The organism is Rhizobium tibeticum (assembly GCF_900110205.1).
GTDB lineage: Bacteria > Pseudomonadota > Alphaproteobacteria > Rhizobiales > Rhizobiaceae > Rhizobium > Rhizobium tibeticum.
On sequence record NZ_FOCV01000018.1, the window covers coordinates 1 to 22443 of the forward strand.

Below are 22443 nucleotides of genomic sequence, written 5' to 3' on the forward strand. Positions count from 1 at the left end.
GAGAACTTCACACCTGTTTTCTAAACACAAAAGCCTAAACCTTCGCGTCAAAAACCAGTGTAACTTCTCTTGATAAACGTGACCGCCAAAGTCTCTTTCTAAGAACCGAAATTCCTTCCGATCCTCGCAAGCTCCGCCGCCCACGTTTCTCTTTCTTCTCATCTTCAATTGTCAAATAACAGACCAGAAACCCCGGTCAAAATTCCTCGCCCCTAAACCATCCGGCCCAGGAAACAATCAGCGTCGCAGCCAATCTCAAGAAACTCAGAAGCGAAGGACATCGTCGCCAGCAGCGCCGCCGCCCTCGTTCAGTGAGTGGGCTTATAGATCCTACCCCGTTTTGAAGTCAACACCACCCACCAAAGTTTTTTGACATTTTTGTAACACACTGATTCAACTCGGGGATTTTCAGGAGAAGGTGTTTTTGGCCCGCTCCACGGGTTGCAGCAGCCACTTTTGACTGTGTGGGCAGCTCGACTTCTACCGCTGACTGTGTGGTCCGGAGTGTTTCGGGCCTGTTGCGGCCCCGCGGCGACGTGACTTGCACGCAACCGGGCTGTATCGGTATTTTCGCCCTCGATGCAATATGCAGGTGAATGGCAACATGCATATCCTGACAGAAGAGGAAATGCGCGCCATTCCCGCCATGAGACGAAGACGCGCACGTGACCCCCTTGACTTCCCTGCCGGAGCTTCCGGTTTCGCATGTTCTTCCCACAATCGGGACAGCACTCGGCGCACAGACCCGCGCGGTGCTTTCGGCGCCGCCAGGCGCCGGCAAGACGACGCTCGTTCCACTCTATCTTCTGAGTGAGGGCTGGCGCGGCGACGGCAAGATCGTGCTCCTCGAGCCGCGGCGCCTGGCGGCCCGCGCTGCAGCAAGCCGCATGGCGTCGCTGCTTGGCGAGACTGTGGGGGAGACAGTCGGCTATCGCATGCGCCTCGACACCAGAATATCCGCCAAAACCCGCATCGAGGTCGTCACCGAAGGCGTGTTCGCCCGCATGATCCTCGACGACCCGGAACTCTCCGGTGTCTCGACCGTCATCTTCGACGAGTTCCACGAGCGTTCGCTGGACGCCGACTTTGGCCTCGCGCTGGCGCTCGACGTGCAATCCGCCTTGCGCAATGACCTGCGTGTGCTTGTCATGTCGGCGACCCTTGACGTCGCCCGCGTCGCGGCACTTCTCGACCAGCCGCCCGTGATCGAAAGCATGGGGCGAAGCTATCCGATCGACATCCGCTATCAGGATCGGCCGGGTGGCGAGCGCATTGAAGACGCGATGGCGCGCGCCATCGTGGACGCGCACGCCAGGGAGAGCGGATCTATCCTCGCCTTCCTGCCCGGCCAGGCGGAGATCGCCCGCACCGAGGAGCGGCTCGACGGCCGCTTCGGGCCACAAACGCTGATCGCACCGCTTTACGGCAATCTGACACAAAAGGAACAGGACGCTGCAATCCGACCGGCCGACCCCGGTATGCGCAAGGTCGTGCTCGCCACCTCGATTGCCGAGACGTCGATCACCATAGACGGCGTGCGGATCGTCATCGACAGCGGCCTGCAGCGGCTTCCTGTGTTCGAGGCATCAACCGGCATCACACGGCTGGAGACGGTGCGTGTTTCACGCGCCTCGGCTGACCAACGCGCCGGACGTGCAGGGCGAACCGAGCCCGGCATCGCCATCCGTCTGTGGCACCAGGGGCAGACGGCCGCATTGGCAGCATTCACGCCGCCGCAGATTCTCTCCAGCGACCTTTCCGGCCTTGTCCTTGATCTGGCCCATTGGGGCGTTCAAGACGCCCGCTCGCTGTCCTTTGTCGACCAGCCGCCGGAGACGACGCTTTCGGAAGCGCGCGCGCTTTTGCTGCTGCTCGGCGCGCTCGGCAAGGACGGCGCATTGACTGCGCGCGGAAAGATGATGCGCGACCTTGCGCTGCCACCGCGTCTGGCCGCCATGGTGATCTCGGCCGGCGAGACCGGGCATGCAAGGGATGCGGCGGTGCTTGCCGTGCTGCTGACCGAACAAGGCCTCGGCGGCCCGAGCCTCGATCTGGAAGAGCGGATGCGACGTTTCCGGTCGGAGCGCGGCGATCGCGCCGAGGGCTCGCGTCAGCTGGCGGCTCGACTGGCCAAAGGTCTCGATGTCGCAAAGGCAATGGAACCCAGCCAGACGGGAAGGTTGCTGCTGCACGCCTTTCCTGACCGAATCGCGCTCCAGCGCGGCGGCAGAGGCCGGTTCCTCATGACGAACGGACGCGGCGCGGAGCTGCCGGAGACGGACCGACTTGCCGGCAGCCAGATGCTCGTCATCGCCGACCTGACGGGCCGCGCAGCGCGGGGGCGCATCCTGGCGGCAGCAGAGGTTTCGCGCGCCGACATCGAGGAAGAGCTGCCCGATGCCATTTCGACTGGCGACCAGACTTTCTTCGACCGGCAAAACCGGCAGGTCAGAGCCAGACGGGCGACGCGGCTCGGCGCCATCGTCTTCGACGAGACGCCGCTGCCCCGTCCGACCGGTGAGGCCGCCAGCCGCGCTCTGGCGGAAGGCGTGCGCGAGCTGGGGTTGGAACAGCTTCCCTTTTCCAAGGAGGCCATACAGCTTCGCGAACGCATGGGCTTTCTTCACCGCAGCATCGGCGACCCGTGGCCTGACCTCAGCGACGAAGCGCTGCTTTCGCGGCTGGACGAGTGGTTCGTTCCCTATCAGATGGATGCTCGGGGGATTTCCGATATCTCCCCATCCGGTCTTTCGAACGGTTTGATGGCATTGATACCGCACGGGCTGCAGCGCGATCTTTCGCGCCTCGCGCCGACGCATTTCGAAGCGCCGACGGGACAGCGCCATCCGATCCAGTATCACGGCGAAGAGCCGACTTTGACGATCCGTGTGCAGGAACTCTTCGGCCTCAAGCAGCATCCGGCGATCGGTGACGGCCGACTGCCGCTGCTTCTCGAGCTGACATCGCCGGCACATCGGCCGATCCAGACCACCCGCGACCTGCCAGGCTTCTGGGCCGGCTCATGGAAGGATGTGCGCGCCGACATGCGCGGCCGCTATCCCAAACACCCCTGGCCTGAGCGGCCGGACGACGCCATGCCGACGACAAGGGTAAAACCTCGTGGTACATGAGCCCCAGCACGGTTCAAGGGATGCCAGATGGTTGATAATGTCGAGAGTTCGCCCGAAGAGGACAGGCACAGCAGCAGGCGCCTGAGATTGCAGACGCTGGTTCGGCTGAGATGGCTTGCCGTCGGCGGCCAGGCAGTCACTGTGTTCATCGTTGCCTTCTGGTTGAAATTCCCCCTTCCGCTGGCGGCATGCACGGTGTTGATCGCGGCGCTGGCGGCTGTCAATTTCTACCTGATGATCCGCTACCCGCCGACGCACCGCCTCTACCCGGGCGCGGCCTTCTCGCTGCTGGGCTTCGATCTTCTGCAGCTTTGCGCACTGCTGTTCATCACCGGCGGCCTTGCCAATCCCTTCGCTGCCCTCGTCTGCGTTCCTGTCATCATCTCCTTCGCGTCGCAGCCGATCCGCTTCAGCACGGTGCTCATCCTGGTCGCGATGGTCTGCATCACCATCCTCGCCTTTTCGCCCTTTCCCTTGCCGTGGTTCGACGGGGTCGAGATCAATGTGCATACTGTGATGCAGTTTGGCGTCTGGTGCTCGATCGCATCGACCATGGCTTTCGCGGCCTTCTACGCATATCGGGTCTCGATGGAGGCAAGCCAGCTGGCCGATGCACTGGCGGCAACCGAACTTGTGCTGCAGCGGGAGAAGCACCTTTCGCAGTTGGACGGCCTTGCCGCCGCTGCCGCGCACGAACTCGGAACTCCGCTCGCCACGATCAGCGTCGTTGCCAAGGAAATGGAACGGGAATTGAAGGATGACGATCGCTTTCGCGAGGATGTGCAGCTGCTGCGCAGCCAGAGCGAGCGGTGCCGCGACATCCTGCGGCGCCTGGCGACGCTCTCGGCGGAAGGCGAGGCACATCTTCGACGCCTGCCGCTGTCATCCATGATGGAAGAGATCGTGGCACCGCACAGGGAGTTCGGAATCAAACTCGAACTCATCGAGAAAAGCCCGCGCAAGGGCGAGCCGGTCACCGACCGCAATGCCGGCATCATGTATGGGCTCGGCAACCTGATCGAGAACGCCGTCGACTACGCGCGTGACAGGGTAACGGTGACGGTCGAACACGATCCGAGAAAAGTCCGCATCACGGTCGAGGACGACGGCGAAGGCTACTCTTCCGATATTCTGACCCGGATCGGCGAACCCTACGTCACAAAGAGACAGCGGGAGGACCGCGCCGGTGGGCTGGGACTTGGCCTCTTCATCGCCAAGACGCTTCTGGAGCGATCCGGCGCGTCGCTCGTGTTCGAGAACCGCATGCCGGAAACTGCCGGAGCACGCGTCCGTGTCGAATGGCCGCGCATGCTGATCGATGCAAATTCGACAAAATGACGCTATCGGCATAATGAAAAGCGGGATACTTGACCTATATCAGGCAGGCGGTTGCCGGGATTGACGAATATGAACGAGCTTGACCACGAATCCTCTCTCGCAGATGCGGATCATATCGGTCCGGACGCTAGCCTGCTCATCGTCGATGATGACGGGCCGTTCCTGCGCCGCCTGGCACGCGCCATGGAGACGCGCGGCTTCAAGGTCGAAACTGCCGAGTCGGTCGCGGAGGGTGTTGCCAAGTCGAAGAGCCATCCGCCAAAATACGCTGTCGTCGACCTGCGGCTTGGCGACGGCAACGGGTTGGATGTGATCGAGGCAATCCGGCAGCGTCGGGACGACACGCGGATCATCGTTTTGACCGGCTACGGCAATATTGCGACCGCCGTCACGGCGGTGAAGCTCGGCGCTGTCGATTACCTGGCAAAGCCTGCCGATGCCGACGATGTCTATGCAGCACTGACGCAGCGGGCCGGCGAGAAGGCGGAGCTGCCGGAAAACCCGATGTCGGCCGACCGGGTGCGGTGGGAGCATATCCAGCGGGTTTACGAGATGTGCGAGCGCAATGTTTCGGAAACGGCGCGGCGGCTCAACATGCATCGCCGTACGCTGCAGCGTATCCTCGCCAAGCGCGCGCCGAAGTAAGCTCAGATATCGTCGACATCAAACGGCTTGCCGTTTGCCCATTCGGCCATCAGCAGGCGCTGGGCGGCTGCGCGGGAAAAATTCAGCGTGACCGATTTGCGCGTGGCGGGCGCCAGGCGATGCTCGGGCGCTTCCCGGATCATATGCGCACCGTAGCCATCGGATAGGAACAGGCCGCAGTCCTCGGGGAAAATCTCGAGCGGAACGTCCTTGTGGGTGGCGAAGAACAGCCGATCGCAATGCAGGCGATACTCCGGCCACTTGCGGTCGACGCGAAAGTCCTCGATCGACGTCTTGATCTCGACGATCCAGATTTCGCCCTTCTCCGAGATCGTGATCAGGTCGGCCCGCCGCCCGCTCGCAAGCGATAGCTCCGGCAAGACCGCGTGACGCATTTCATGAAGTAAAATCTGAGTCCCACGGCGCACGAGCATAGCTCTGTCCGATTGCCGGCCATCTATTAACGGATTGTTATTGTAAACATTCAAAATCGTCATGGATAACCGTAGGCGTAGTGCGCGCGTTGTTGCAAAAAAACCATGCGCTTCTAATTTGCCGCTGCGTATTGGTTTTGCCGCACTGCAACAGCTTGCAAAGGCAAAGTTAATCGAAAATAAACCATAATCAAAGATGGTTCAAAAGACCGTTCCTCCTTGCCCATTTCCTAAGAGACATCCATGCGCATCCGCAATGCATTTCCTGTATTCGGCCTGATGGCGACGCTCGCTCTGGCCGGTTGCTCCTCGACTACCGAAAGCGCCTCCGTCGAAGGCAAGGGCACTCCGGGGCCGACCGTTCAGACCGCGCAAATCTTCGACGACGCCTACGGCGTGACGACGGATGCGGGATATTCGCTTCCGGCGATCCCGATCCAGAAGGTGAAGCCTCAGTTCCGCCGGCAGATCGTCTCTTACGAAACCACCGAACGCCCGGGCACGATCATCGTCAACACGCGCGAGCGCTTCCTCTACTACATCCTGCCGGGCGGCAAGGCGATGCGTTACGGCATCGGCGTCGGCAAGCAGGGCTTCGCCTGGGCCGGCACGGCCTATGTCGCCTGGAAGCAGGAATGGCCGACGTGGCACCCGCCGAAGGAAATGGCCGAGCGCAAGCCGGAAGTCGCCAAGTACGTCGAGGAGGGCATGGGTCCGGGCCTCGGCAACCCGCTTGGTGCGCGCGCCATGTACCTCTTCAACGAGAAGGGCCAGGACACCCTCTTCCGCCTGCACGGCACGCCGGAATGGGCTTCGATCGGTACGGCCGCCTCGTCCGGCTGCATTCGCCTCATGAACCAGGACGTTATCGACCTCTACAGCCGCGTGCGTCCGGGCAAGACGACCTCGAAGGTCATCGTTATCCAGTAGGCTGCCGCTGAAATCGGGTATTTAGAAAGGCCGCCGGAACGTTGTTTCGGTGGCCTTTTCTATTGATTTGTCCTCGTCAGGCCGCTTGCTCGGCCTTCAGTTCGAGGCGGCGGCGATGCAGGACTGGCTCGGTATAGCCGTTCGGCTGCGCCCTGCCCTTCAAGACGAGATCAAGGGCCGCCTGGAAGGCGATTGAAGCGTCGAAATCGGGCGCCATCGGGGTGTAGGCGGGATCGGACGCATTCTGCTGATCGACGATGGCGGCCATGCGCTTCATCGTCTCGACGATCTGCGCTTCGGTCGTGACCTCGTGGTGCAGCCAGTTCGCCATATGCTGGGCGGAAATGCGCAGCGTCGCCCGGTCCTCCATGAGGCCGACATTGTTGATGTCGGGCACCTTGGAGCAGCCGACACCCTGATCGACCCAGCGGACAACGTAGCCGAGAATGCCCTGGGCGTTGTTGTCGAGTTCCCGCTGGATTTCCTCCGGCGTCCAATTCGGGCGGACCGCGACGGGGACCGAAAGGATATCGGACAGCTTGGCACGCGCGCGATCCTTGAGGCCCTGCTGGACGCGGGCGACGTTGACGCGATGGTAATGCGTGGCGTGCAATGTCGCGGCCGTCGGCGACGGAACCCAGGCGGTATTGGCGCCAGCCTTCGGGTGCGCGATCTTCTGCTCCAGCATCGCCGCCATCAGATCCGGCATGGCCCACATGCCCTTGCCGATCTGCGCGTGGCCGGATAGGCCGCATTCGAGGCCGATATCGACGTTCCAGTTTTCGTAGGCTGCAATCCAGGCGGCCTGCTTCATGTCGCCCTTGCGGATCATCGGCCCGGCCTCCATCGAGGTGTGGATTTCATCGCCCGTACGATCCAGGAAGCCGGTATTGATGAAGACCACGCGCTCGCGAGCGGCACGGATGCATTCCTTGAGATTGACGGTCGTCCGCCGCTCCTCGTCCATGATGCCCATCTTGATGGTATTGCGCGCCATGCCGAGGGCATCCTCGACGCGCGAGAAGATCTCGGCGGCGAACGCGACTTCCTCGGGGCCATGCATCTTCGGCTTGACGACATAGACCGAACCAGTACGCGAATTCTTGCGGCGGCCATTCGAGCCGACGTCGTGGAGCGCAATGATGCCCGTGATCATCGCATCCATGATGCCCTCCGGCACTTCATTGCCGTCACGGTCAAGGATGGCGGCATTGGTCATGAGGTGGCCGACGTTGCGCACCAGCATCAGTGATCGGCGATGCACTTCGAAGGGCGCACCTGTCGGACCGTTGTATTCCAAATCCGGATTGAGCTTTCGGATGAAGCTCGAACTGCCCTTCGATACCTCCTCCTGAAGGTCGCCCTTCATGAGGCCGAGCCAATTGCGGTAGATGACGACCTTGTCTTCAGCGTCGACGGCTGCAACCGAATCCTCACAGTCCATGATCGTCGTGATCGCCGATTCGAGCCAGACGTCGGAGACATGCGCCGGATCGCTCTTGCCAATCGCGGTTGAGGCATCGATGACGATGTCGATATGGATGCCGTTGTTCTTCAGCAGGATGTGAGTCGGCGCCGCGGCATCGCCTTGATAGCCGGCAAAGTGCGCCGCATCGGTCAGCGAAACATGCTCGCCATCGGTTGAGGTGACGGCCAGAGCACCATCCCGGACAGCAAACGTCGCAACATCCTTCCAGCGCCAGCCGTCGAGCGGAGCGGCGGTGTCGAGGAGGTCGCGAGCCCAGGCAATGACCTTCTCGCCGCGCTTCGGATTGTAGCTCTTGCCCTTCTCGGCACCATCGCTTTCGGGAATCGCGTCCGTTCCGTAAAGCGCATCGTAGAGCGAGCCCCAGCGGGCGTTGGCGGCATTCAGCGCGTAGCGAGCGTTCATGACGGGAACGACAAGCTGTGGGCCCGCTATCGAAGCGATCTCCGGATCGACGTTCGTCGTCGTCACCTGGAAGTCGGAGCCCTCCGGCAGAATATAGCCGATGTCCCGAAGAAACGCCTGATAGGCTTCCATATCGGTGGGCGCACCGTGTTGGCGGTACCAATCATCGATACGAAGCTGGAGCGCATCGCGCTTGGCGAGCAGCTCGCGATTGCGCGGCGCCAGATCGTGAACGATGGCCGAGAAATCGGCAAAGAACTTGTCGGCATCGATCTTCAGCCCGGGCAGCACTTCCTTGACCAGAAACTCATGAAGGACGGCTCCAACAGCAAGACCGTTTTTATCGATGCGGCTCATTCAATGTCTCCTAGGACCCACGCAGTTTTTCGCATGCTGCCACTTTGCCCGGCTTTCATTCATAGTCAATTATGCAATAGTTCGAAAGATTTATGCCGATTTTGGCAAAGACCGCGGCGTGACGCACATCGGCAGCCCGTTTTGCGGCTGCGTCGTCAGCTTTTGCACCGGCCAGGGCTTCGTCTGATCCGTCAGATCGAAGCGGAAACGGTGCATCAGCACCGCCAGAGCGATCACTGCTTCCTGCAGGGCAAAGGTTGCGCCGATGCAGACACGCGGGCCCGCGCCGAACGGCAGGAACTGGAAGCGACCGATCTTACCGCGATTCTCCGGCAGGAACCGTTCCGGCACGTAGGCGCGCGGCTTGTCCCAATAGAGTTCGTGGCGATGCAGCGTCCACGGCATGATGAGAACGGTGACGCCGGCCTCGATCTCGACCGTTTCACCCTTCGCATCGGTCCACCGATCGGCGGTTATTGCGGCGCGATTGATCGACGGCGCCGGCGGATAGAGCCGCAGCGCCTCCTCGAAGGCCGCGCGGGTGTAAGGCATCAGATCGAGCCACTTGACCGGCTCGACATCCTGCGCCAGCACGCGATCAATCTCCTCCTCCATCGCCTCGCGGATATGCTGCGTGTTCGCCACGCAGCAGAGCGTCCACGCGAGGGCACGCGCCGTCGTCTCGTGGCCGGCACCGATGAAGGTAAGGATATTGTCTTCGATTTCGTCATTCGTCAGCCCGCCGCTCGCGGCCTGATCGAGGAGCAAGGTCAGGAAGTCGTCCGGCGCGGCGGCGCGATTGGCCTGCATGCGCGCAAGCCGGGCATCCATGGTCTGGCGTACGATGTAGCGAAACTTGTCGAGCACCTTCTGGCCACCGAGGCGGGTCAGGCGCGGAACCCAGGACGGCGCGCGCAGGAGGTCCATCGGATCGACGCGCCCCATACGATGCAAGAGCGCGTTGACGTCATCGGCAAAGCTGTCGGAGGACGTGACGATCTCACCCGAGAACAGCGTATCGGCGAGAATGGCGAAGGTCAGCTCCGTCATGTCGGCGGCGATCTCGAAGACCTTGCCCTCGCTGCCGGCGGCCTGGTATTTTCTCGCATAGTCCTCGGACTGGCGAAGCATCTGGCCGGCAAAGCCGTTTGCATGGCGCGGTGTGAAAACCGGCGCGACCGCCTTGCGGGATCGCTTCCAGACTTCTCCTTCCGCCGTTAGCAATCCGTCGCGCAGGATGGGGCGCAGAATGAGCTGGCGAATGTCCGACATGCGGTAGTTTGCGGCATTGTCGACGAGAACATGGCGGATCAGGCCGGGGTCGTTGACGATCAGGGTTCTTTCTCGAAAGAACCGCGTGTGGATCCACGGCAGCGTATAGGAAGGCTCTCCCCAGAGTTCCAGCGGGTTGCGCAGGATCGTTCGGATGATCTCAAGGCGTCCGGGCGGCACTGTTCGCGGCAGCGGCGCTGGGGGCTCAAAGGGATGCGGACGCATGTCCATGAGAATTCGGCCTTTCGCGGAAGATCTCAAGCTCTTCCCGGCAAGGCAAAAACTAGAGCAGACGCTCCAGCTCGTCCAGCTTATCGTTGACCAGCCAACCGTAATAGTTCTCTTCCGGCCAGACGGTTTCGCCCGAAGTACGGTTCTTGGCAGCAAGAGCAGCCGCGCGCTGGCGCGAATTGCCGACATTATATAGCGTGGCGGTCAGGCCTGGATTCCTGGAGATGTCCATGTCGGCGATCTCCTTGTAATCGTCGATCGACCGGCGGATCGAGGCGGCGACGAAAGCGAGCGAGATATCGGGCTGCATGATCGCCTTGTAGACGGAACCAGCGTCCTTCTCGTTCAGCTTCTCGTAGCCCGACACCTTGGAGACGAGATCCGAGAGCATCAGCGCCGTCAGCGGGTTGATCTGGCCGAGGCCGAAGGTCTGACCGGCATAGAAGGGCTGGAAGAAAACGGCGCTGAAGCGATTGTTCGGAAAGCTCTTGCCGTCCACGGTCTTGCCGCGGAAATCGCTTTCCCAGATATCATCGCGGCAGCTCCAAAGCGTGTAGGCATCGCCCTTGCCGTTGCATTCGGAAAACTGCGGCCGCTTGATGAAGTCGTCCACGTCCTCGCCATTATAGGCGAAGCGGAAGCTCTCGCCGGCATAGGATGCAGCCTTCACATAGTAGGACTGCAGACGGTCGTAAGCGTCGACATTATACGTATGCTCGCCGACGATCGCGCCGATCACATGAATCGGATCGATGCCGTAAGCGGCCGAAACCTTCTTGATCTTGGCCATCAGCTCGTGATCCGAGGCGAGGAGATCATGAACTTTCTCGTACTTGCGATCGAACGAGGTCTTCGTGCCTTTCGTGCGGCGGACCGAGGCGCCTGGAACATCCGGTTGCTCGGCATGACGATTTCCTGGCGGCACCACCTGCATGGCAGAAGCGGGAGCCGAGGTCAGCATGGCAGCGGCAATCAAGAGGCTTGTCAGAAGGCGTCGCACGATCAGCGTTCTCATCGGTTCATGGCATTGTCGCGAAGCGCGCTGACTGGACCACAATCTTGGCCGAATGATGCTGGCGCTGACAACAAAACGGGCCTTTCACTAAAAAGTAAAAGGCCCGCTGTCGAGAGTTCAAGCTGTCAAAATCGCGTCATTACGTCAGTGAAGACATGACCCGATGCTTGTTCATCACAGGATGAAGCGGGACAGATCCGTGTTCTGCGCCAGGTCGCCGACATGCTTGCGTACATACTCGGCATCGATGGTCACAGCTGTGCCGCCGCGATCCGGCGCGTTGAACGAGATCTCGTCCAATACGCGCTCCATCACCGTTTGCAAGCGGCGGGCACCGATGTTTTCGACCGACGAGTTCAGGTGAACGGCGACATCGGCCAGAGCATCGATGCCGTCATCGGTGAATTCGAGGCTCAATCCTTCGGTCTCCATCAGCGCCTTGTACTGCCTGATAAGGCTCGCCTCGGTTTCCGTCAGGATGCGGCGGAAGTCTTCCTTGGTCAGCGCACGCAGCTCGACGCGGATCGGCAGGCGGCCCTGCAATTCCGGCAGGAGGTCCGACGGCTTGGAAACATGGAAGGCACCCGAGGCGATGAACAGCACGTGGTCGGTCTTCACCGGGCCGTACTTCGTCGACACCGTCGTGCCTTCCACCAGCGGAAGTAGGTCGCGCTGCACGCCCTCACGCGAAACGCCTGCACCCATGCCGCCGTCGCGAGCGGCGATCTTGTCAATCTCGTCGAGGAAGACGATGCCGTCATTTTCGACCGCACGGACTGCCTCGCGCTGGATGACTTCGTTGTCGATCAACTTGTCGGACTCGTCACGGATCAGATCCGTGTAGGATGCCTTGACCGTCGTGCGGACCTTCTTGGTGCGGCCGCCCATCGCCTTGCCGAACATTTCGGAAAGGTTGAGCACACCGATATTGGCGCCCGGCATACCAGGAATATCGAAGCCGCCCATGCCCGTGGCGGTGTCGGCGATCTCGATATCGATCTCCTTGTCGTCAAGTTCGCCGCTACGCAGCTTCTTGCGGAAGCTGTCGCGCGTCGCCGGCGAGGCCGTGGAGCCGACGAGCGCATCGAGAACGCGCTCTTCCGCGCTCATATGCGCCTTGGCCTGCACTTCACTCCGCTTCTTCTCGCGGGCGAGCCCGATGCCGACCTCGACGAGATCGCGGATAATCTGCTCGACGTCGCGGCCGACATAGCCGACTTCGGTGAACTTCGTGGCTTCGACCTTGATGAATGGCGCACCCGCCAGTTTGGCGAGACGGCGAGAGATTTCCGTCTTGCCGACACCGGTCGGACCGATCATCAGGATGTTCTTGGGCATGACTTCGTCGCGCAGATCCGGATCGAGCTGGTGGCGACGCCAGCGGTTGCGCAACGCGATTGCCACTGCGCGCTTGGCCTCATGCTGACCGATAATATAGCGATCGAGTTCGGAAACGATCTCGCGGGGGGAAAAAGTGGTCATGTGTCCGTTACTCCGGGTGCGTCCAACGCCATGAAATGCGCCGGACCGTAAATGGAAGTTCTTGTATCGACGTAGTGGAAGCCTGCTTTCTCGTAAGCCCTAATCGCCTGGCGGTTTTCGGGATCCGGATCGATCACGATGCGCCTCGCACCGTTCGCGAAGAGTTCGGCCGCGAGCTGACGGATGATCGCAGTACCGTGACCCTTGCCTATCAGCTCGGCAACACCGATCGAGATATCGACGCCCAGCGTGCCTTTCGGCTGGTCCTGATAGGGATGACCGTCTTCCGAATGAGGATCGTAGCTTTGAAGGTAACCTATGGGTTGCCCGTCCAGCTCCACGATCATCGGCCTTGTCTCGATGCTGTTCATCGCCTCTTCGATCGACGCAAGCTCTGTCTCGGGCGCGCCCCACCATTTCGCGACATGCGGCTCTGCCAGCCACTTTGCCACGAGGCCGAAATCCTCGCGGCTGATGTCGCGGAAACGGTATTTCGGGGCGTGCTCAGCCTTCGGCATCCAGGGTTTCCACCACCACATTATGGTTCGTGTAGACACAGATATCGGCGGCAATATCCAGCGCGCGACGCGCCACCTCTTCGGCTGATTTGTCCGTATCCATCAGGGCGAGGGCCGCAGCGAGCGCAAAATTACCGCCCGAACCGATCGCCATGGCGCCATGCTCCGGCTCAAGAACGTCACCGTTGCCTGTTATCGCCAGTGTCACCTGCTTGTCGGCGACGAGCATCATGGCTTCGAGGTTGCGGAGATACTTGTCCGTGCGCCAATCCTTGGCGAGCTCGACGGCTGCGCGCATTAGCTGGCCCGGATATTGTTCGAGCTTCTTTTCAAGACGTTCGAGGAGGGTGAAGGCATCCGCGGTGGCGCCCGCGAAACCGGCAATCACTTCACCCTTGCCGATGCGCCGGACCTTGCGGGCATTGCCCTTCATCACGGTCTGGCCGAGGCTTACCTGACCGTCGCCGGCCATGATGACCCTGCCGCCCTTTCGAACTGTAACAATCGTTGTCATCTATTCACCTTTGCTCGTCTGCCGGGCTCGTTACGTCGGGCCGAACGCCGGCCCTGTCGAGCCCTATGTAAGTGCGTGAATGCCGATTGCAAATGGCGTCGTTTTCTGCTGCTGCGGTTCTGGATATTTCACGCCTTGCCTGATAAGGAACCCCCGTACTTCCCGATGGAGCAGCCATATGGCCGAGACCGCAGCAAGCCGCACGGGCACCGTATCCCGCAAGACGAACGAGACTACGGTTTCCGTTTCCGTCAATCTCGACGGTACTGGAAAATCGAAGATTTCGACGGGCGTCGGCTTCTTCGACCATATGCTTGACCAGCTGTCACGACATTCGCTCATCGACATGGAGATCGAGACGAAGGGCGACCTGCACATCGACGATCACCACACGGTGGAAGACACCGGCATCGCGATCGGCCAGGCGATTGCCAAGGCGCTCGGCGATCGCCGCGGCATCGCCCGCTATGCATCGGTCGATCTCGCCATGGACGAGACGATGACGAAGGCAGCCGTCGACCTTTCCGGTCGTCCCTTCCTCGTCTGGACGGTCGCCTTCAGCGCGCCGAAGATCGGCACGTTCGACACCGAGCTCGTTCGCGAATTCTTCCAGGCACTTGCCCAGAACGCCGGCATCACCTTGCATATTCTCAACCATTATGGGGCCAACAACCACCATATTGCAGAGACATGTTTCAAGGCCGTTGCCCGCGCGCTGCGTACGGCAACAGAGATCGATCCAAGACAGGCGGGCCGTGTTCCCTCGACCAAGGGCACGCTCGTCTGAGCCCCCTAAGGGAGCTTGACGATATGACTTCCAGCTATCTGGTTCTGACTGCGCCTGGTGGAACGGACTCCAACCACGAGAAGACGCGCTTCATTCGCGACGGCTTTACCATTCTCGGGTTTCTCTTCCCCTGGATATGGCTGGCCTTCCATCGGCTGTGGCTCCACGCCATCGCGGCATTCCTCCTGCAGAGCCTTGGCGGTGCTCTGGCAGACCGGGCGGACCTCTGGCCAGTCGGCGTCGCGATCACTTTCGGCACCAGTCTGTTGGTGGCACTCGAGGGCCAGAATCTTCGTATCCGCAATCTGGTCGCGAAGGGCTGGGACGAAGCCGACCTCGTCTCTGCCGATTCGCTTCAGACCGCTGAAGAAATCTACTTTTCGAATGTTCGCACCGACACCGGCGACAGCCGTCCGGCGCCCTCGCCGCAATGGGACCCCACAGCCCATGCCCCGCGTCACGGCAATGCCACCTCGCTCGGTCTCTTTGGTTTTGATGGAGGACGCTGATGCGCGTCGCAATTATCGACTACGGTTCCGGCAATCTGCGTTCGGCGACGAAGGCCTTCGAACGAGCCGCGCGGGAAGCCGGCATCGATGCCATGATCGACCTGACTGACAAGGCCGAGACCGTCGCGGCCGCCGATCGCGTTGTGCTGCCAGGTGTCGGTGCCTATGCCGACTGCCGGCGCGGGCTCGATGGCGTTCCCGGCATGTCGGAAGCGCTGATCGATGCGGTCGAGAAAAAGGCCCGACCTTTCCTCGGCATTTGCGTCGGCATGCAGCTGATGTCGTCACGCGGTCTCGAGAAGACGGTCACTGATGGTTTCGGCTGGATCCCCGGAGACGTGGTTGAAATGACGCCCGGTAATGCCAATCTAAAGATCCCGCAAATCGGCTGGAATACGCTGGACTTAAGTTCCCCTCACCCGCTGTTTGAGGGTATTCCCACGGGGCCGAACGGGCTGCATGCCTATTTTGTGCATTCCTATCATCTGGCGGCGAAGAACTCTGGCGACGTGATTGCGACGGCCGACTACGGCGGGCCGATCACTGCTTTCGTTGGCAGCGACAACATGGCCGGAGCCCAGTTCCATCCCGAAAAGAGCCAGAAGCTCGGCCTGACCCTAATTGCCAATTTCCTGCGCTGGAAGCCTTAAGCTCGCGCATTGCAAGGACAGACAGAATGATCCTATTTCCCGCAATCGACCTCAAGGATGGCCAGTGTGTTCGCCTCAAGCTCGGCGACATGGACCAGGCGACCGTCTACAATCCCGACCCTGCCGCGCAGGCGAAGGCGTTTGAAGATCAAGGGTTCGAGTGGCTGCATGTCGTTGATCTGAACGGCGCTTTCGCGGGCGAAAGCGTCAATGGCGCGGCCGTCGACGCAATCCTGAAGGCGACGAAGAACCCCGTCCAGCTTGGCGGCGGTATTCGCACACTCGACCATATCGAGAGCTGGCTGTCGCGCGGCCTCGCCCGCGTCATTCTTGGCACGATCGCCGTGCGCAATCCGACACTGGTGATCGAAGCCTGCAAGAAGTTTCCCGGCCGCGTCGCTGTCGGCATCGATGCCAAGGGCGGCAAAGTCGCCGTCGAGGGCTGGGCCGAGGCCTCCGAGCTCGGCGTCATCGAACTGGCGAGGAAATTCGAGGGCGCAGGCGTTGCCGCAATCATCTATACCGACATCGACCGCGACGGCATCCTCGCAGGCATCAATTGGGCGTCAACCCTCGAACTTGCCAAGGCGGTGTCGATCCCGGTGATCGCGTCCGGCGGCCTGGCTTCGATCGAGGATGTGAAACGGATGCTCGAGCCCGACGCACGCACGCTCGAGGGTGCGATCTCGGGCCGCGCGCTGTATGATGGACGCATCGATCCCAAGGAAGCGCTGGCGCTGATTGCGGCCGCACGCGCAAAGGAGATTGCGCAGTGACCCTGAAGGCCCGTGTCATTCCCTGCCTCGACGTCAAGGACGGCCGCGTCGTCAAGGGTGTCAATTTCGTCAACCTGGTGGACGCCGGCGACCCGGTCGAGGCGGCCAAGGCCTACGACGCTGCCGGCGCCGACGAGCTCTGCTTCCTCGACATCACTGCTTCGTCGGACAATCGTGAAACGATCTTCGACGTCATCGCACGCACGGCCGAGCAGTGCTTCATGCCTGTCACCGTCGGCGGAGGGGTGCGCACCATCACTGATATTCGCAAGTTGCTGCTCTGCGGCGCCGACAAGGTTTCGATCAATTCGGCGGCAGTCAACAATCCTGATTTCGTTGCGGAAGCGGCAGACAAGTTCGGCGACCAGTGCATCGTCGTCTCCATCGATGCCAAGCGCCGGCGCACGCAGGCGGTCGGCCAGGACAATCTCAGCGCCTGGGAGATCTACACACATGGCGGCCGCAATGCGACCGGTATCGACGCCGTGGATTTCGCAAGGAGAATGGTCGAGCGCGGGGCCGGCGAACTGCTTGTCACGTCGATGGACCGAGACGGAACGAAAGTCGGCTACGATCTCGAGTTGACACGCGCCATTGCGGATTCGGTTCGGGTGCCGGTCATCGCCTCGGGCGGCGTCGGCGACCTCGACGATCTCGTGGCCGGCGTCAAGCAGGGGCATGCCAATGCCGTTTTGGCCGCATCGATCTTCCACTTCGGCATCTATTCCGTCGGCGAGGCGAAGCGCTATATGTCGTCCTGCGGCATCGACATGCGTCTGGACTGATTAGAAAGCAGAATCATGAGCGAATTCACCCTTGCCGACTTGGAAAAGATCGTCGATGCGCGATCGAAAGCCTCGCCGGATGAATCCTGGACAGCAAAACTCGTTTCCGCAGGCCAGCCGAAAGCTGCCAAGAAACTCGGCGAAGAGGCAATCGAAGCCGTGATAGCAGCAATCGCCGACGACCGTGAGAACCTCACCTATGAAGCCGCCGACCTGATCTATCACCTATTGGTCGTATTGAAGGTGGCGGGCATTCCGTTGCACAGTGTCATGGCGGAGCTTGAGCGGCGTACCGCTCAATCCGGCCTGAGGGAAAAGGCGAGCCGGCAAAGTTCATGAGTATCGCAAGACAGCTCATCGGAGCGCCCGAGGCGCTCGATCATTTTCAGGCGAATGCCTATTCGCCCTATCACTTCTTTTCCTCCGAGGAATGGGCGCGCTTCCGCGCGGATACGCCCCTTACTCTGAAGGGGGACGAGGTCAAGCGGCTACGCTCCATGGGCGACCCGATCGACCTTGATGAAGTGCGGCGGATCTATCTGTCGCTTTCGCGCCTTCTCTCAGCCCACGTCGAATCATCGCAGCTGCTTTTTGAGCAGCGCAACCGCTTTCTCAGTCTCTCGAATGTCGCGAAAACGCCGTTCGTCATCGGCATCGCCGGCTCGGTGGCCGTCGGCAAGTCGACGACCGCCCGTATCCTGAAAGAACTGCTGACGCGCTGGCCTTCCAGCCCGAAAGTGGATCTGGTGACCACCGATGGCTTTCTACATCCGAACGCCGTGCTGCAGCGTGAAAACCTGATGCAGCGCAAGGGCTTCCCAGAGAGCTACGACACTGGCGCGATCCTGCGCTTCCTGGCGGCGATCAAGGCCGGGCAGCCGAACGTCAAGGCGCCGTCCTACTCGCATCTGGTCTACGACGTCCTGCCAAACGAATACAAGATCGTCGATCGGCCGGACATCCTGATCTTCGAGGGCATCAACGTCCTGCAGTCACGCGACCTGCCGGCCGGCGGCAAGATCGTGCCGATGGTCTCCGATTTCTTCGACTTCTCGATCTACATAGATGCGGAAGAAAGCCGGATTCACGACTGGTACGTGACGCGCTTCATGCGGCTCCGCGAAACGGCGTTTCGCGATCCTCATTCCTTCTTCCACCGCTACGCCTCGATCAGCGAGGAGGAAGCGCTGTCGATAGCCGAAGGCCTCTGGGAAAACATCAATCTCAAGAATCTGCGGGAGAACATCCTGCCGACGCGTCCGCGCGCTGACCTGATCCTGCGCAAGGGCAACAATCACCTGATCGAACAGGTGGCCCTGAGGAAGCTCTAAGGTGTTATCCGACGAAGCGTCAGGTTAATACGACCGCCATTCTTTAGCAGCGTCGAGGTCGACGGATAGATTTTGTCGACGCCATGGAAACATAGCCGCCCTTCCTCACCCAAGACAACGACATCGCCACTCGACAGCTTGAAGGAGAGCGTGCGGTCGTTGCGCGCGAGGCCGCCGACACGGAAGAGGCAACCATTACCAAGCGATATCGACACGACGGGCGCGGCGAGATCCTGCTCGTCCTTGTCCTGATGCAGGCCCATGCGCGCCTCGTCGGAATAGAAGTTGACGAGACAGGCCTGTGGAGGCTTGCCGTAGCCAGACACGTCGTTCCAGATTTCCAGCAGTTCCGCGGGCATATCCGGCCAAGGCTTGCCCGTGACAGGATGGGTCGGCTGGTAGCGATAGCCGCGCTCCTTGTCCGTGACCCAGCCGAGCGGCCCGCAATTCGTCATGCGCACCGACATCGGCTTGCCGGTGCCGGGCATGACCGGCACGAAAAGCGGCGCGTCCGCCACGATCGTCCGGATGATATCGACCAATGCCTGCTGCCGCGGTCGGTCCAGATAGTCCGGAAGGTGACTGACGCCGTTCGGCAGCTTCAGCATATCAATCTCCGAACGGGCGCCCACGCATCTTCTTCACCTCGGCGCGGCCCGATTTCTCCTTCAGCCGGCGTTCGATCGACCCTTTTGTCGGCTTGGTTTTCTTGCGGGGCGGCGGCGGCGGTTTTGCCGCCTCGAGAATCAGATCTTTCAGCCGGTCACGCGCATCTTCGCGGTTGCGATCCTGGCTGCGGAAGCGGCTTGCCTCGATCATCAGCACACCTTCTTTCGACAGGCGCTTGCCAGCAAGCTTCACGGCATTCACCTTCACGCGCTCGTTCAAGGAGGGTGAGTTGGGAATGTTGAAGAACAGCTGGACTGATGTCGAGACCTTGTTGACGTTCTGCCCGCCGGGGCCACCCGCCAAGACGAACTGCTCCGTCAGCTCCCATCCGGCAATGGTGATTCGATCGTTGATGTAAAGCGGGTCGCTGGCCATGCGATTTCTATCTCACATCGGCCGGCGCTTGGAAACAGACAAAGAAACCCGGCGAACGCCGCCGGGTTTCACGTGAATCATCAATGTTTTGGCGCGTCATTCAGCCGCGGCGCGAAACCCCGGGGCCGCATCGCGCACCCCGCCATCGACATGGCCTTCGAACTTGGCGAAGTTCTCGATGAACATCGTCACGAGCTTGCCGGCCTGTGCGTCATAGCCGATCGGATCCTGCCACGTGGAACGCGGATCGAGGATGGCCGTCTCGACGCCCGGCACCACGACGGGAACCGCGAAGCCGAAATTCGGATCAACGCGGAAATCCGCCTTCCCGAGTTCGCCCGAGAGCGCTGCGGCAAGCAGCGTGCGCGTTGCCTTGATCGGCATGCGCTTCCCGGTGCCGTAGGCCCCACCGGTCCAGCCGGTGTTGACCAGCCAGCATTCGACCCCGTGGCGGCCGATGAGATCTTTCAGGAGATTGCCATATTCTGACGGATGGCGTGGCATGAACGGCGCGCCGAAGCAGGTCGAGAAGGTCGCTTCCGGCTCGGTCACGCCCCGCTCGGTGCCGGCCACCTTGGCGGTGTAGCCCGACAGGAAGTGGTACATGGCCTGATCCGGCGTCAATTTGGCGATCGGCGGCATGACGCCGAAGGCATCCGCGGTCAACATGATGATCGTCTTCGGGTGACCGGCAAGACCGGTCTTCGAGGCGTTCGGAATGAAATCCAGCGGGTAGGCGCAACGAGTGTTTTCCGTCAGCGATCCATCGTTGAAATCAGGTTCACGCTGATCGTTCAGAACGACGTTTTCGAGAACGGTGCCGAAGCGCTGCGTCGTGGCATAGATTTCCGGTTCCGCTTCCGCCGACAGGCGGATGGTTTTGGCGTAGCAGCCGCCTTCGAAATTGAAGATGCCGTCCTCGCCCCAGCCATGCTCATCGTCACCGATAAGCGTACGGGCCGGATCGGCCGAAAGCGTCGTCTTGCCGGTGCCAGAAAGGCCGAAGAAGACCGCGGCATCGCCATCCGGGCCGACATTGGCCGAGCAGTGCATCGGCATCACGCCCTTTGCCGGGAGCAGATAATTCAGCACAGTGAAAACCGACTTCTTCATTTCGCCGGCGTAGAAGGTACCGGCGATCAGCACCTCACCATTTGTCAGGTCGCAAGCGATGACGGTTTCCGTGCGGCAGCCATAGCGCTCGGGGTCGGCCTTGAAAGTCGGCAGGTTGATGATCGTCAGCTTCGGAGCGAAAGATTCCAGGGTCGAGCGCTCCGGGCGGATCAGCAGGTTACGAATGAACAGCGAATGCCATGCCAGCTCGGTCACGACACGCGTCGGCAGCGCATTGTTCTCATCGGCACCGCCGATGAGATCCTGAACGAACAGATCCTTGCCGTCGGCGTGCGCGAGCATGTCCTGCTTCAGGAGCGCGAAGTTCTCCGGCGACATCGGCTTGTTGTTGTCCCACCAGATCTGACCGTCGGTGTTGGCATCACGAACGACGAACTTGTCCCTGGGCGAGCGACCGGTGTGCTGACCCGTCAAGGCGCGCAATGCACCATGAGCGGTGAGTTCAGCCTCACCCCGGCGAATCGATTCTTCATAGAGGGAGGCGGCCGTAAAGTTATAGCGAGCGCTGTTTGCACTCCCCAAACCGATCGTCGCCAGCTCTATCGCCGGGTTGTGGACTCCGAACAGCTCCATGGTCTTTCCCTTCCCTTGAGGCTCGTGCGTTAAAGAACTGAGGGTGACCGTACGGGCGGTTTTTTTAAAACGCAATAGCAGAAAATCAATAAAACGTAGTAATATCAAACTATTAATCGATTTAAATTTTCCTGTGATATTTTAAATCGTTTGAATCAGAAGTGGCCAGAGCAAAGAGCGGCACAGCTTTTGGTTGCCATCAAAACTTTACAACAATCTCACCCTTTATCTTTGCCACAATTTGTTCCACCTTTATCCCCATAAGCGCATCCGGTTCACAAAGGCCGCCTGGGGACCTTCTAAATACCTGGAGACGCGCATAGATGACGGAGACGAATACCATGCCGACAATCGCGCTCGTTGACGACGACCGCAATATCCTTACCTCGGTATCGATCGCACTCGAGGCCGAAGGATATAAGGTCGAGACCTATACCGATGGCGCCTCCGCCCTCGACGGTCTCCTGGCCCGCCCGCCGCATCTTGCCATCTTCGACATCAAGATGCCGCGCATGGACGGCATGGAACTCCTGCGCCGCCTGCGACAGAAATCCGACATCCCGGTTATCTTCCTCACCTCCAAGGACGAGGAAATCGATGAGCTGTTTGGCCTGAAGATGGGCGCCGACGACTTTATTACCAAGCCGTTCTCGCAGCGTCTGCTGGTCGAGCGTGTGCGCGCCGTCCTGCGCCGCGCATCGAGCCGAGAGGCTGCCGCCGCGGCTGGCGGTGCTGCTCCAAAACCGGGCACTGCACAGCAGCTTGCTCGCTCGCTGGAGCGCGGCCAGCTGGTCATGGACCAGGAACGCCACACCTGCACCTGGAAAGGTGAGCCAGTGACGCTGACGGTGACCGAATTCCTCATTCTGCATTCGCTGGCCCAGCGTCCCGGCGTCGTCAAAAGCCGTGACGCATTGATGGACGCGGCTTATGACGAGCAGGTCTATGTCGACGATCGCACCATCGACAGCCACATCAAGCGGCTCCGCAAGAAATTCAAGATGGTCGATACCGACTTTGATATGATTGAAACGCTCTACGGAGTGGGGTACCGCTTCCGCGAAGCAGCCTGACGCCGAAGCGGCGCGGCATCTGA

The 22443-nt window shown here is 60.8% G+C and carries 22 protein-coding genes; 12 read left to right on the forward strand and 10 right to left on the reverse strand.

Annotated elements, in window-relative coordinates:
- Window positions 1-665 precede the first annotated feature (665 nt).
- From hrpB to BSG20_RS19500, 3 genes are all read left to right on the forward strand, one after another.
- Window positions 666-3131 (forward strand): ATP-dependent helicase HrpB, encoded by a 2466-nt coding sequence (gene hrpB, locus BSG20_RS19490; protein ID WP_072370126.1) that lies wholly within the window; start codon window positions 666-668, stop codon window positions 3129-3131.
- A 27-nt stretch (window positions 3132-3158) separates the two neighbouring features.
- A complete protein-coding gene (locus BSG20_RS19495) occupies window positions 3159-4469 on the forward strand; it encodes an ActS/PrrB/RegB family redox-sensitive histidine kinase (protein ID WP_072370123.1) in 1311 nt (436 codons plus the stop codon).
- Between the two features lie 69 nt (window positions 4470-4538).
- Entirely contained in the window at window positions 4539-5114 is a 576-nt protein-coding gene (locus BSG20_RS19500) for an ActR/PrrA/RegA family redox response regulator transcription factor (RefSeq protein WP_037116872.1), read from the forward strand.
- A 2-nt stretch (window positions 5115-5116) separates the two neighbouring features.
- On the opposite strand, the gene BSG20_RS19505 is transcribed toward BSG20_RS19500, so the two are convergent.
- Window positions 5117-5611, reverse strand: a complete 495-nt coding sequence (locus tag BSG20_RS19505; RefSeq protein ID WP_072370120.1) for an MmcB family DNA repair protein — start codon at window positions 5609-5611, stop codon at window positions 5117-5119.
- 180 nt (window positions 5612-5791) lie between these two features.
- Between BSG20_RS19505 and BSG20_RS19510 the strand changes: the two genes are divergently transcribed.
- A complete protein-coding gene (locus BSG20_RS19510; protein ID WP_072370117.1) occupies window positions 5792-6478 on the forward strand; it encodes a L,D-transpeptidase in 687 nt (228 codons plus the stop codon).
- 76 nt (window positions 6479-6554) lie between these two features.
- Here BSG20_RS19510 and BSG20_RS19515 read toward each other — a convergent pair whose 3' ends face one another.
- The 6 genes from BSG20_RS19515 to hslV form a co-directional block, all read right to left on the reverse strand.
- Complete coding sequence (locus BSG20_RS19515) at window positions 6555-8726, reverse strand: malate synthase G (RefSeq protein WP_072370114.1); 2172 nt, start codon at window positions 8724-8726, stop codon at window positions 6555-6557.
- Window positions 8727-8816: 90 nt separating this feature from the next.
- Window positions 8817-10229, reverse strand: coding sequence for a cytochrome P450 (locus tag BSG20_RS19520; RefSeq protein ID WP_072370111.1), 1413 nt, complete (start codon window positions 10227-10229; stop codon window positions 8817-8819).
- A gap of 52 nt (window positions 10230-10281) precedes the next feature.
- On the reverse strand, window positions 10282-11229 hold the full coding sequence (locus tag BSG20_RS19525) for a DUF1402 family protein (RefSeq protein ID WP_072370203.1): 948 nt from the start codon (window positions 11227-11229) through the stop codon (window positions 10282-10284).
- Window positions 11230-11418: 189 nt separating this feature from the next.
- Window positions 11419-12726 (reverse strand): ATP-dependent protease ATPase subunit HslU, encoded by a 1308-nt coding sequence (hslU, locus tag BSG20_RS19530; RefSeq protein ID WP_072370108.1) that lies wholly within the window; start codon window positions 12724-12726, stop codon window positions 11419-11421.
- On the reverse strand, window positions 12723-13244 hold the full coding sequence (locus BSG20_RS19535) for a GNAT family N-acetyltransferase (RefSeq protein WP_072370105.1): 522 nt from the start codon (window positions 13242-13244) through the stop codon (window positions 12723-12725). The genes hslU and BSG20_RS19535 overlap by 4 nt, the downstream gene beginning before the upstream one ends.
- Window positions 13231-13758, reverse strand: a complete 528-nt coding sequence (gene hslV, locus BSG20_RS19540; protein ID WP_072370102.1) for an ATP-dependent protease subunit HslV — start codon at window positions 13756-13758, stop codon at window positions 13231-13233. The genes BSG20_RS19535 and hslV overlap by 14 nt, the downstream gene beginning before the upstream one ends.
- Before the next feature lie 178 nt (window positions 13759-13936).
- On the opposite strand from hslV, the gene hisB reads away from it, so the two are divergent.
- From hisB to coaA, 7 genes are read left to right on the forward strand one after another with little or no spacing between them, the layout of a single operon-like run.
- Window positions 13937-14545: an imidazoleglycerol-phosphate dehydratase HisB gene (gene hisB / locus BSG20_RS19545; protein ID WP_072370099.1), complete on the forward strand. Its 609-nt coding sequence runs from the start codon at window positions 13937-13939 to the stop codon at window positions 14543-14545.
- Between the two features lie 23 nt (window positions 14546-14568).
- Window positions 14569-15054: a DUF2628 domain-containing protein gene (locus BSG20_RS19550; RefSeq protein ID WP_072370096.1), complete on the forward strand. Its 486-nt coding sequence runs from the start codon at window positions 14569-14571 to the stop codon at window positions 15052-15054.
- Complete coding sequence (hisH, locus tag BSG20_RS19555; protein ID WP_072370093.1) at window positions 15054-15704, forward strand: imidazole glycerol phosphate synthase subunit HisH; 651 nt, start codon at window positions 15054-15056, stop codon at window positions 15702-15704. Before BSG20_RS19550 ends, hisH begins: the two co-directional genes overlap by 1 nt.
- Window positions 15705-15730: 26 nt before the next feature.
- Window positions 15731-16480: a 1-(5-phosphoribosyl)-5-[(5-phosphoribosylamino)methylideneamino]imidazole-4-carboxamide isomerase gene (hisA, locus tag BSG20_RS19560; protein WP_072370091.1), complete on the forward strand. Its 750-nt coding sequence runs from the start codon at window positions 15731-15733 to the stop codon at window positions 16478-16480.
- A complete protein-coding gene (gene hisF, locus BSG20_RS19565; protein WP_072370088.1) occupies window positions 16477-17265 on the forward strand; it encodes an imidazole glycerol phosphate synthase subunit HisF in 789 nt (262 codons plus the stop codon). The genes hisA and hisF overlap by 4 nt, the downstream gene beginning before the upstream one ends.
- Window positions 17266-17280: 15 nt before the next feature.
- Complete coding sequence (locus BSG20_RS19570) at window positions 17281-17604, forward strand: phosphoribosyl-ATP diphosphatase (protein WP_072370085.1); 324 nt, start codon at window positions 17281-17283, stop codon at window positions 17602-17604.
- Complete coding sequence (gene coaA, locus BSG20_RS19575; protein ID WP_024313175.1) at window positions 17601-18596, forward strand: type I pantothenate kinase; 996 nt, start codon at window positions 17601-17603, stop codon at window positions 18594-18596. Before BSG20_RS19570 ends, coaA begins: the two co-directional genes overlap by 4 nt.
- Here coaA and BSG20_RS19580 read toward each other — a convergent pair.
- The 3 genes from BSG20_RS19580 to BSG20_RS19590 all read right to left on the reverse strand — a co-directional run bounded on the left by BSG20_RS19580 (window position 18593) and on the right by BSG20_RS19590 (window position 21347).
- Window positions 18593-19204, reverse strand: coding sequence for an alpha-ketoglutarate-dependent dioxygenase AlkB family protein (locus tag BSG20_RS19580; RefSeq protein WP_072370083.1), 612 nt, complete (start codon window positions 19202-19204; stop codon window positions 18593-18595). The two genes, coaA and BSG20_RS19580, sit on opposite strands and share 4 nt — an antisense overlap.
- Before the next feature lies 1 nt (window position 19205).
- Window positions 19206-19640, reverse strand: coding sequence for an alternative ribosome rescue aminoacyl-tRNA hydrolase ArfB (arfB, locus tag BSG20_RS19585; protein ID WP_072370080.1), 435 nt, complete (start codon window positions 19638-19640; stop codon window positions 19206-19208).
- A 96-nt stretch (window positions 19641-19736) separates the two neighbouring features.
- Entirely contained in the window at window positions 19737-21347 is a 1611-nt protein-coding gene (locus tag BSG20_RS19590) for a phosphoenolpyruvate carboxykinase (protein WP_072370077.1), read from the reverse strand.
- Between the two features lie 341 nt (window positions 21348-21688).
- On the opposite strand from BSG20_RS19590, the gene BSG20_RS19595 reads away from it, so the two are divergent.
- Window positions 21689-22420, forward strand: a complete 732-nt coding sequence (locus BSG20_RS19595; RefSeq protein ID WP_197901953.1) for a response regulator transcription factor — start codon at window positions 21689-21691, stop codon at window positions 22418-22420.
- The last annotated feature ends 23 nt before the right edge of the window (window positions 22421-22443 follow it).

Bases quoted from the DNA above. Each gene is read 5' to 3' on its own strand.
- BSG20_RS19495 (WP_072370123.1), top strand. From the start codon at position 3,159: ATGGTTGATAATGTCGAGAGTTCGCCCGAAGAGGACAGGCACAGCAGC.
- BSG20_RS19500 (WP_037116872.1), top strand. From the start codon at position 4,539: ATGAACGAGCTTGACCACGAATCCTCTCTCGCAGATGCGGATCATATC.
- BSG20_RS19505 (WP_072370120.1), bottom strand. From the start codon at position 5,611: ATGACGATTTTGAATGTTTACAATAACAATCCGTTAATAGATGGCCGG.
- BSG20_RS19510 (WP_072370117.1), top strand. From the start codon at position 5,792: ATGCGCATCCGCAATGCATTTCCTGTATTCGGCCTGATGGCGACGCTC.
- BSG20_RS19515 (WP_072370114.1), bottom strand. From the start codon at position 8,726: ATGAGCCGCATCGATAAAAACGGTCTTGCTGTTGGAGCCGTCCTTCAT.
- BSG20_RS19520 (WP_072370111.1), bottom strand. From the start codon at position 10,229: ATGGACATGCGTCCGCATCCCTTTGAGCCCCCAGCGCCGCTGCCGCGA.
- hslU (WP_072370108.1), bottom strand. From the start codon at position 12,726: ATGACCACTTTTTCCCCCCGCGAGATCGTTTCCGAACTCGATCGCTAT.
- BSG20_RS19535 (WP_072370105.1), bottom strand. From the start codon at position 13,244: ATGCCGAAGGCTGAGCACGCCCCGAAATACCGTTTCCGCGACATCAGC.
- hslV (WP_072370102.1), bottom strand. From the start codon at position 13,758: ATGACAACGATTGTTACAGTTCGAAAGGGCGGCAGGGTCATCATGGCC.
- hisB (WP_072370099.1), top strand. From the start codon at position 13,937: ATGGCCGAGACCGCAGCAAGCCGCACGGGCACCGTATCCCGCAAGACG.
- BSG20_RS19550 (WP_072370096.1), top strand. From the start codon at position 14,569: ATGACTTCCAGCTATCTGGTTCTGACTGCGCCTGGTGGAACGGACTCC.
- hisH (WP_072370093.1), top strand. From the start codon at position 15,054: ATGCGCGTCGCAATTATCGACTACGGTTCCGGCAATCTGCGTTCGGCG.
- hisA (WP_072370091.1), top strand. From the start codon at position 15,731: ATGATCCTATTTCCCGCAATCGACCTCAAGGATGGCCAGTGTGTTCGC.
- BSG20_RS19570 (WP_072370085.1), top strand. From the start codon at position 17,281: ATGAGCGAATTCACCCTTGCCGACTTGGAAAAGATCGTCGATGCGCGA.
- coaA (WP_024313175.1), top strand. From the start codon at position 17,601: ATGAGTATCGCAAGACAGCTCATCGGAGCGCCCGAGGCGCTCGATCAT.
- BSG20_RS19580 (WP_072370083.1), bottom strand. From the start codon at position 19,204: ATGCTGAAGCTGCCGAACGGCGTCAGTCACCTTCCGGACTATCTGGAC.
- arfB (WP_072370080.1), bottom strand. From the start codon at position 19,640: ATGGCCAGCGACCCGCTTTACATCAACGATCGAATCACCATTGCCGGA.
- BSG20_RS19590 (WP_072370077.1), bottom strand. From the start codon at position 21,347: ATGGAGCTGTTCGGAGTCCACAACCCGGCGATAGAGCTGGCGACGATC.
- BSG20_RS19595 (WP_197901953.1), top strand. From the start codon at position 21,689: ATGCCGACAATCGCGCTCGTTGACGACGACCGCAATATCCTTACCTCG.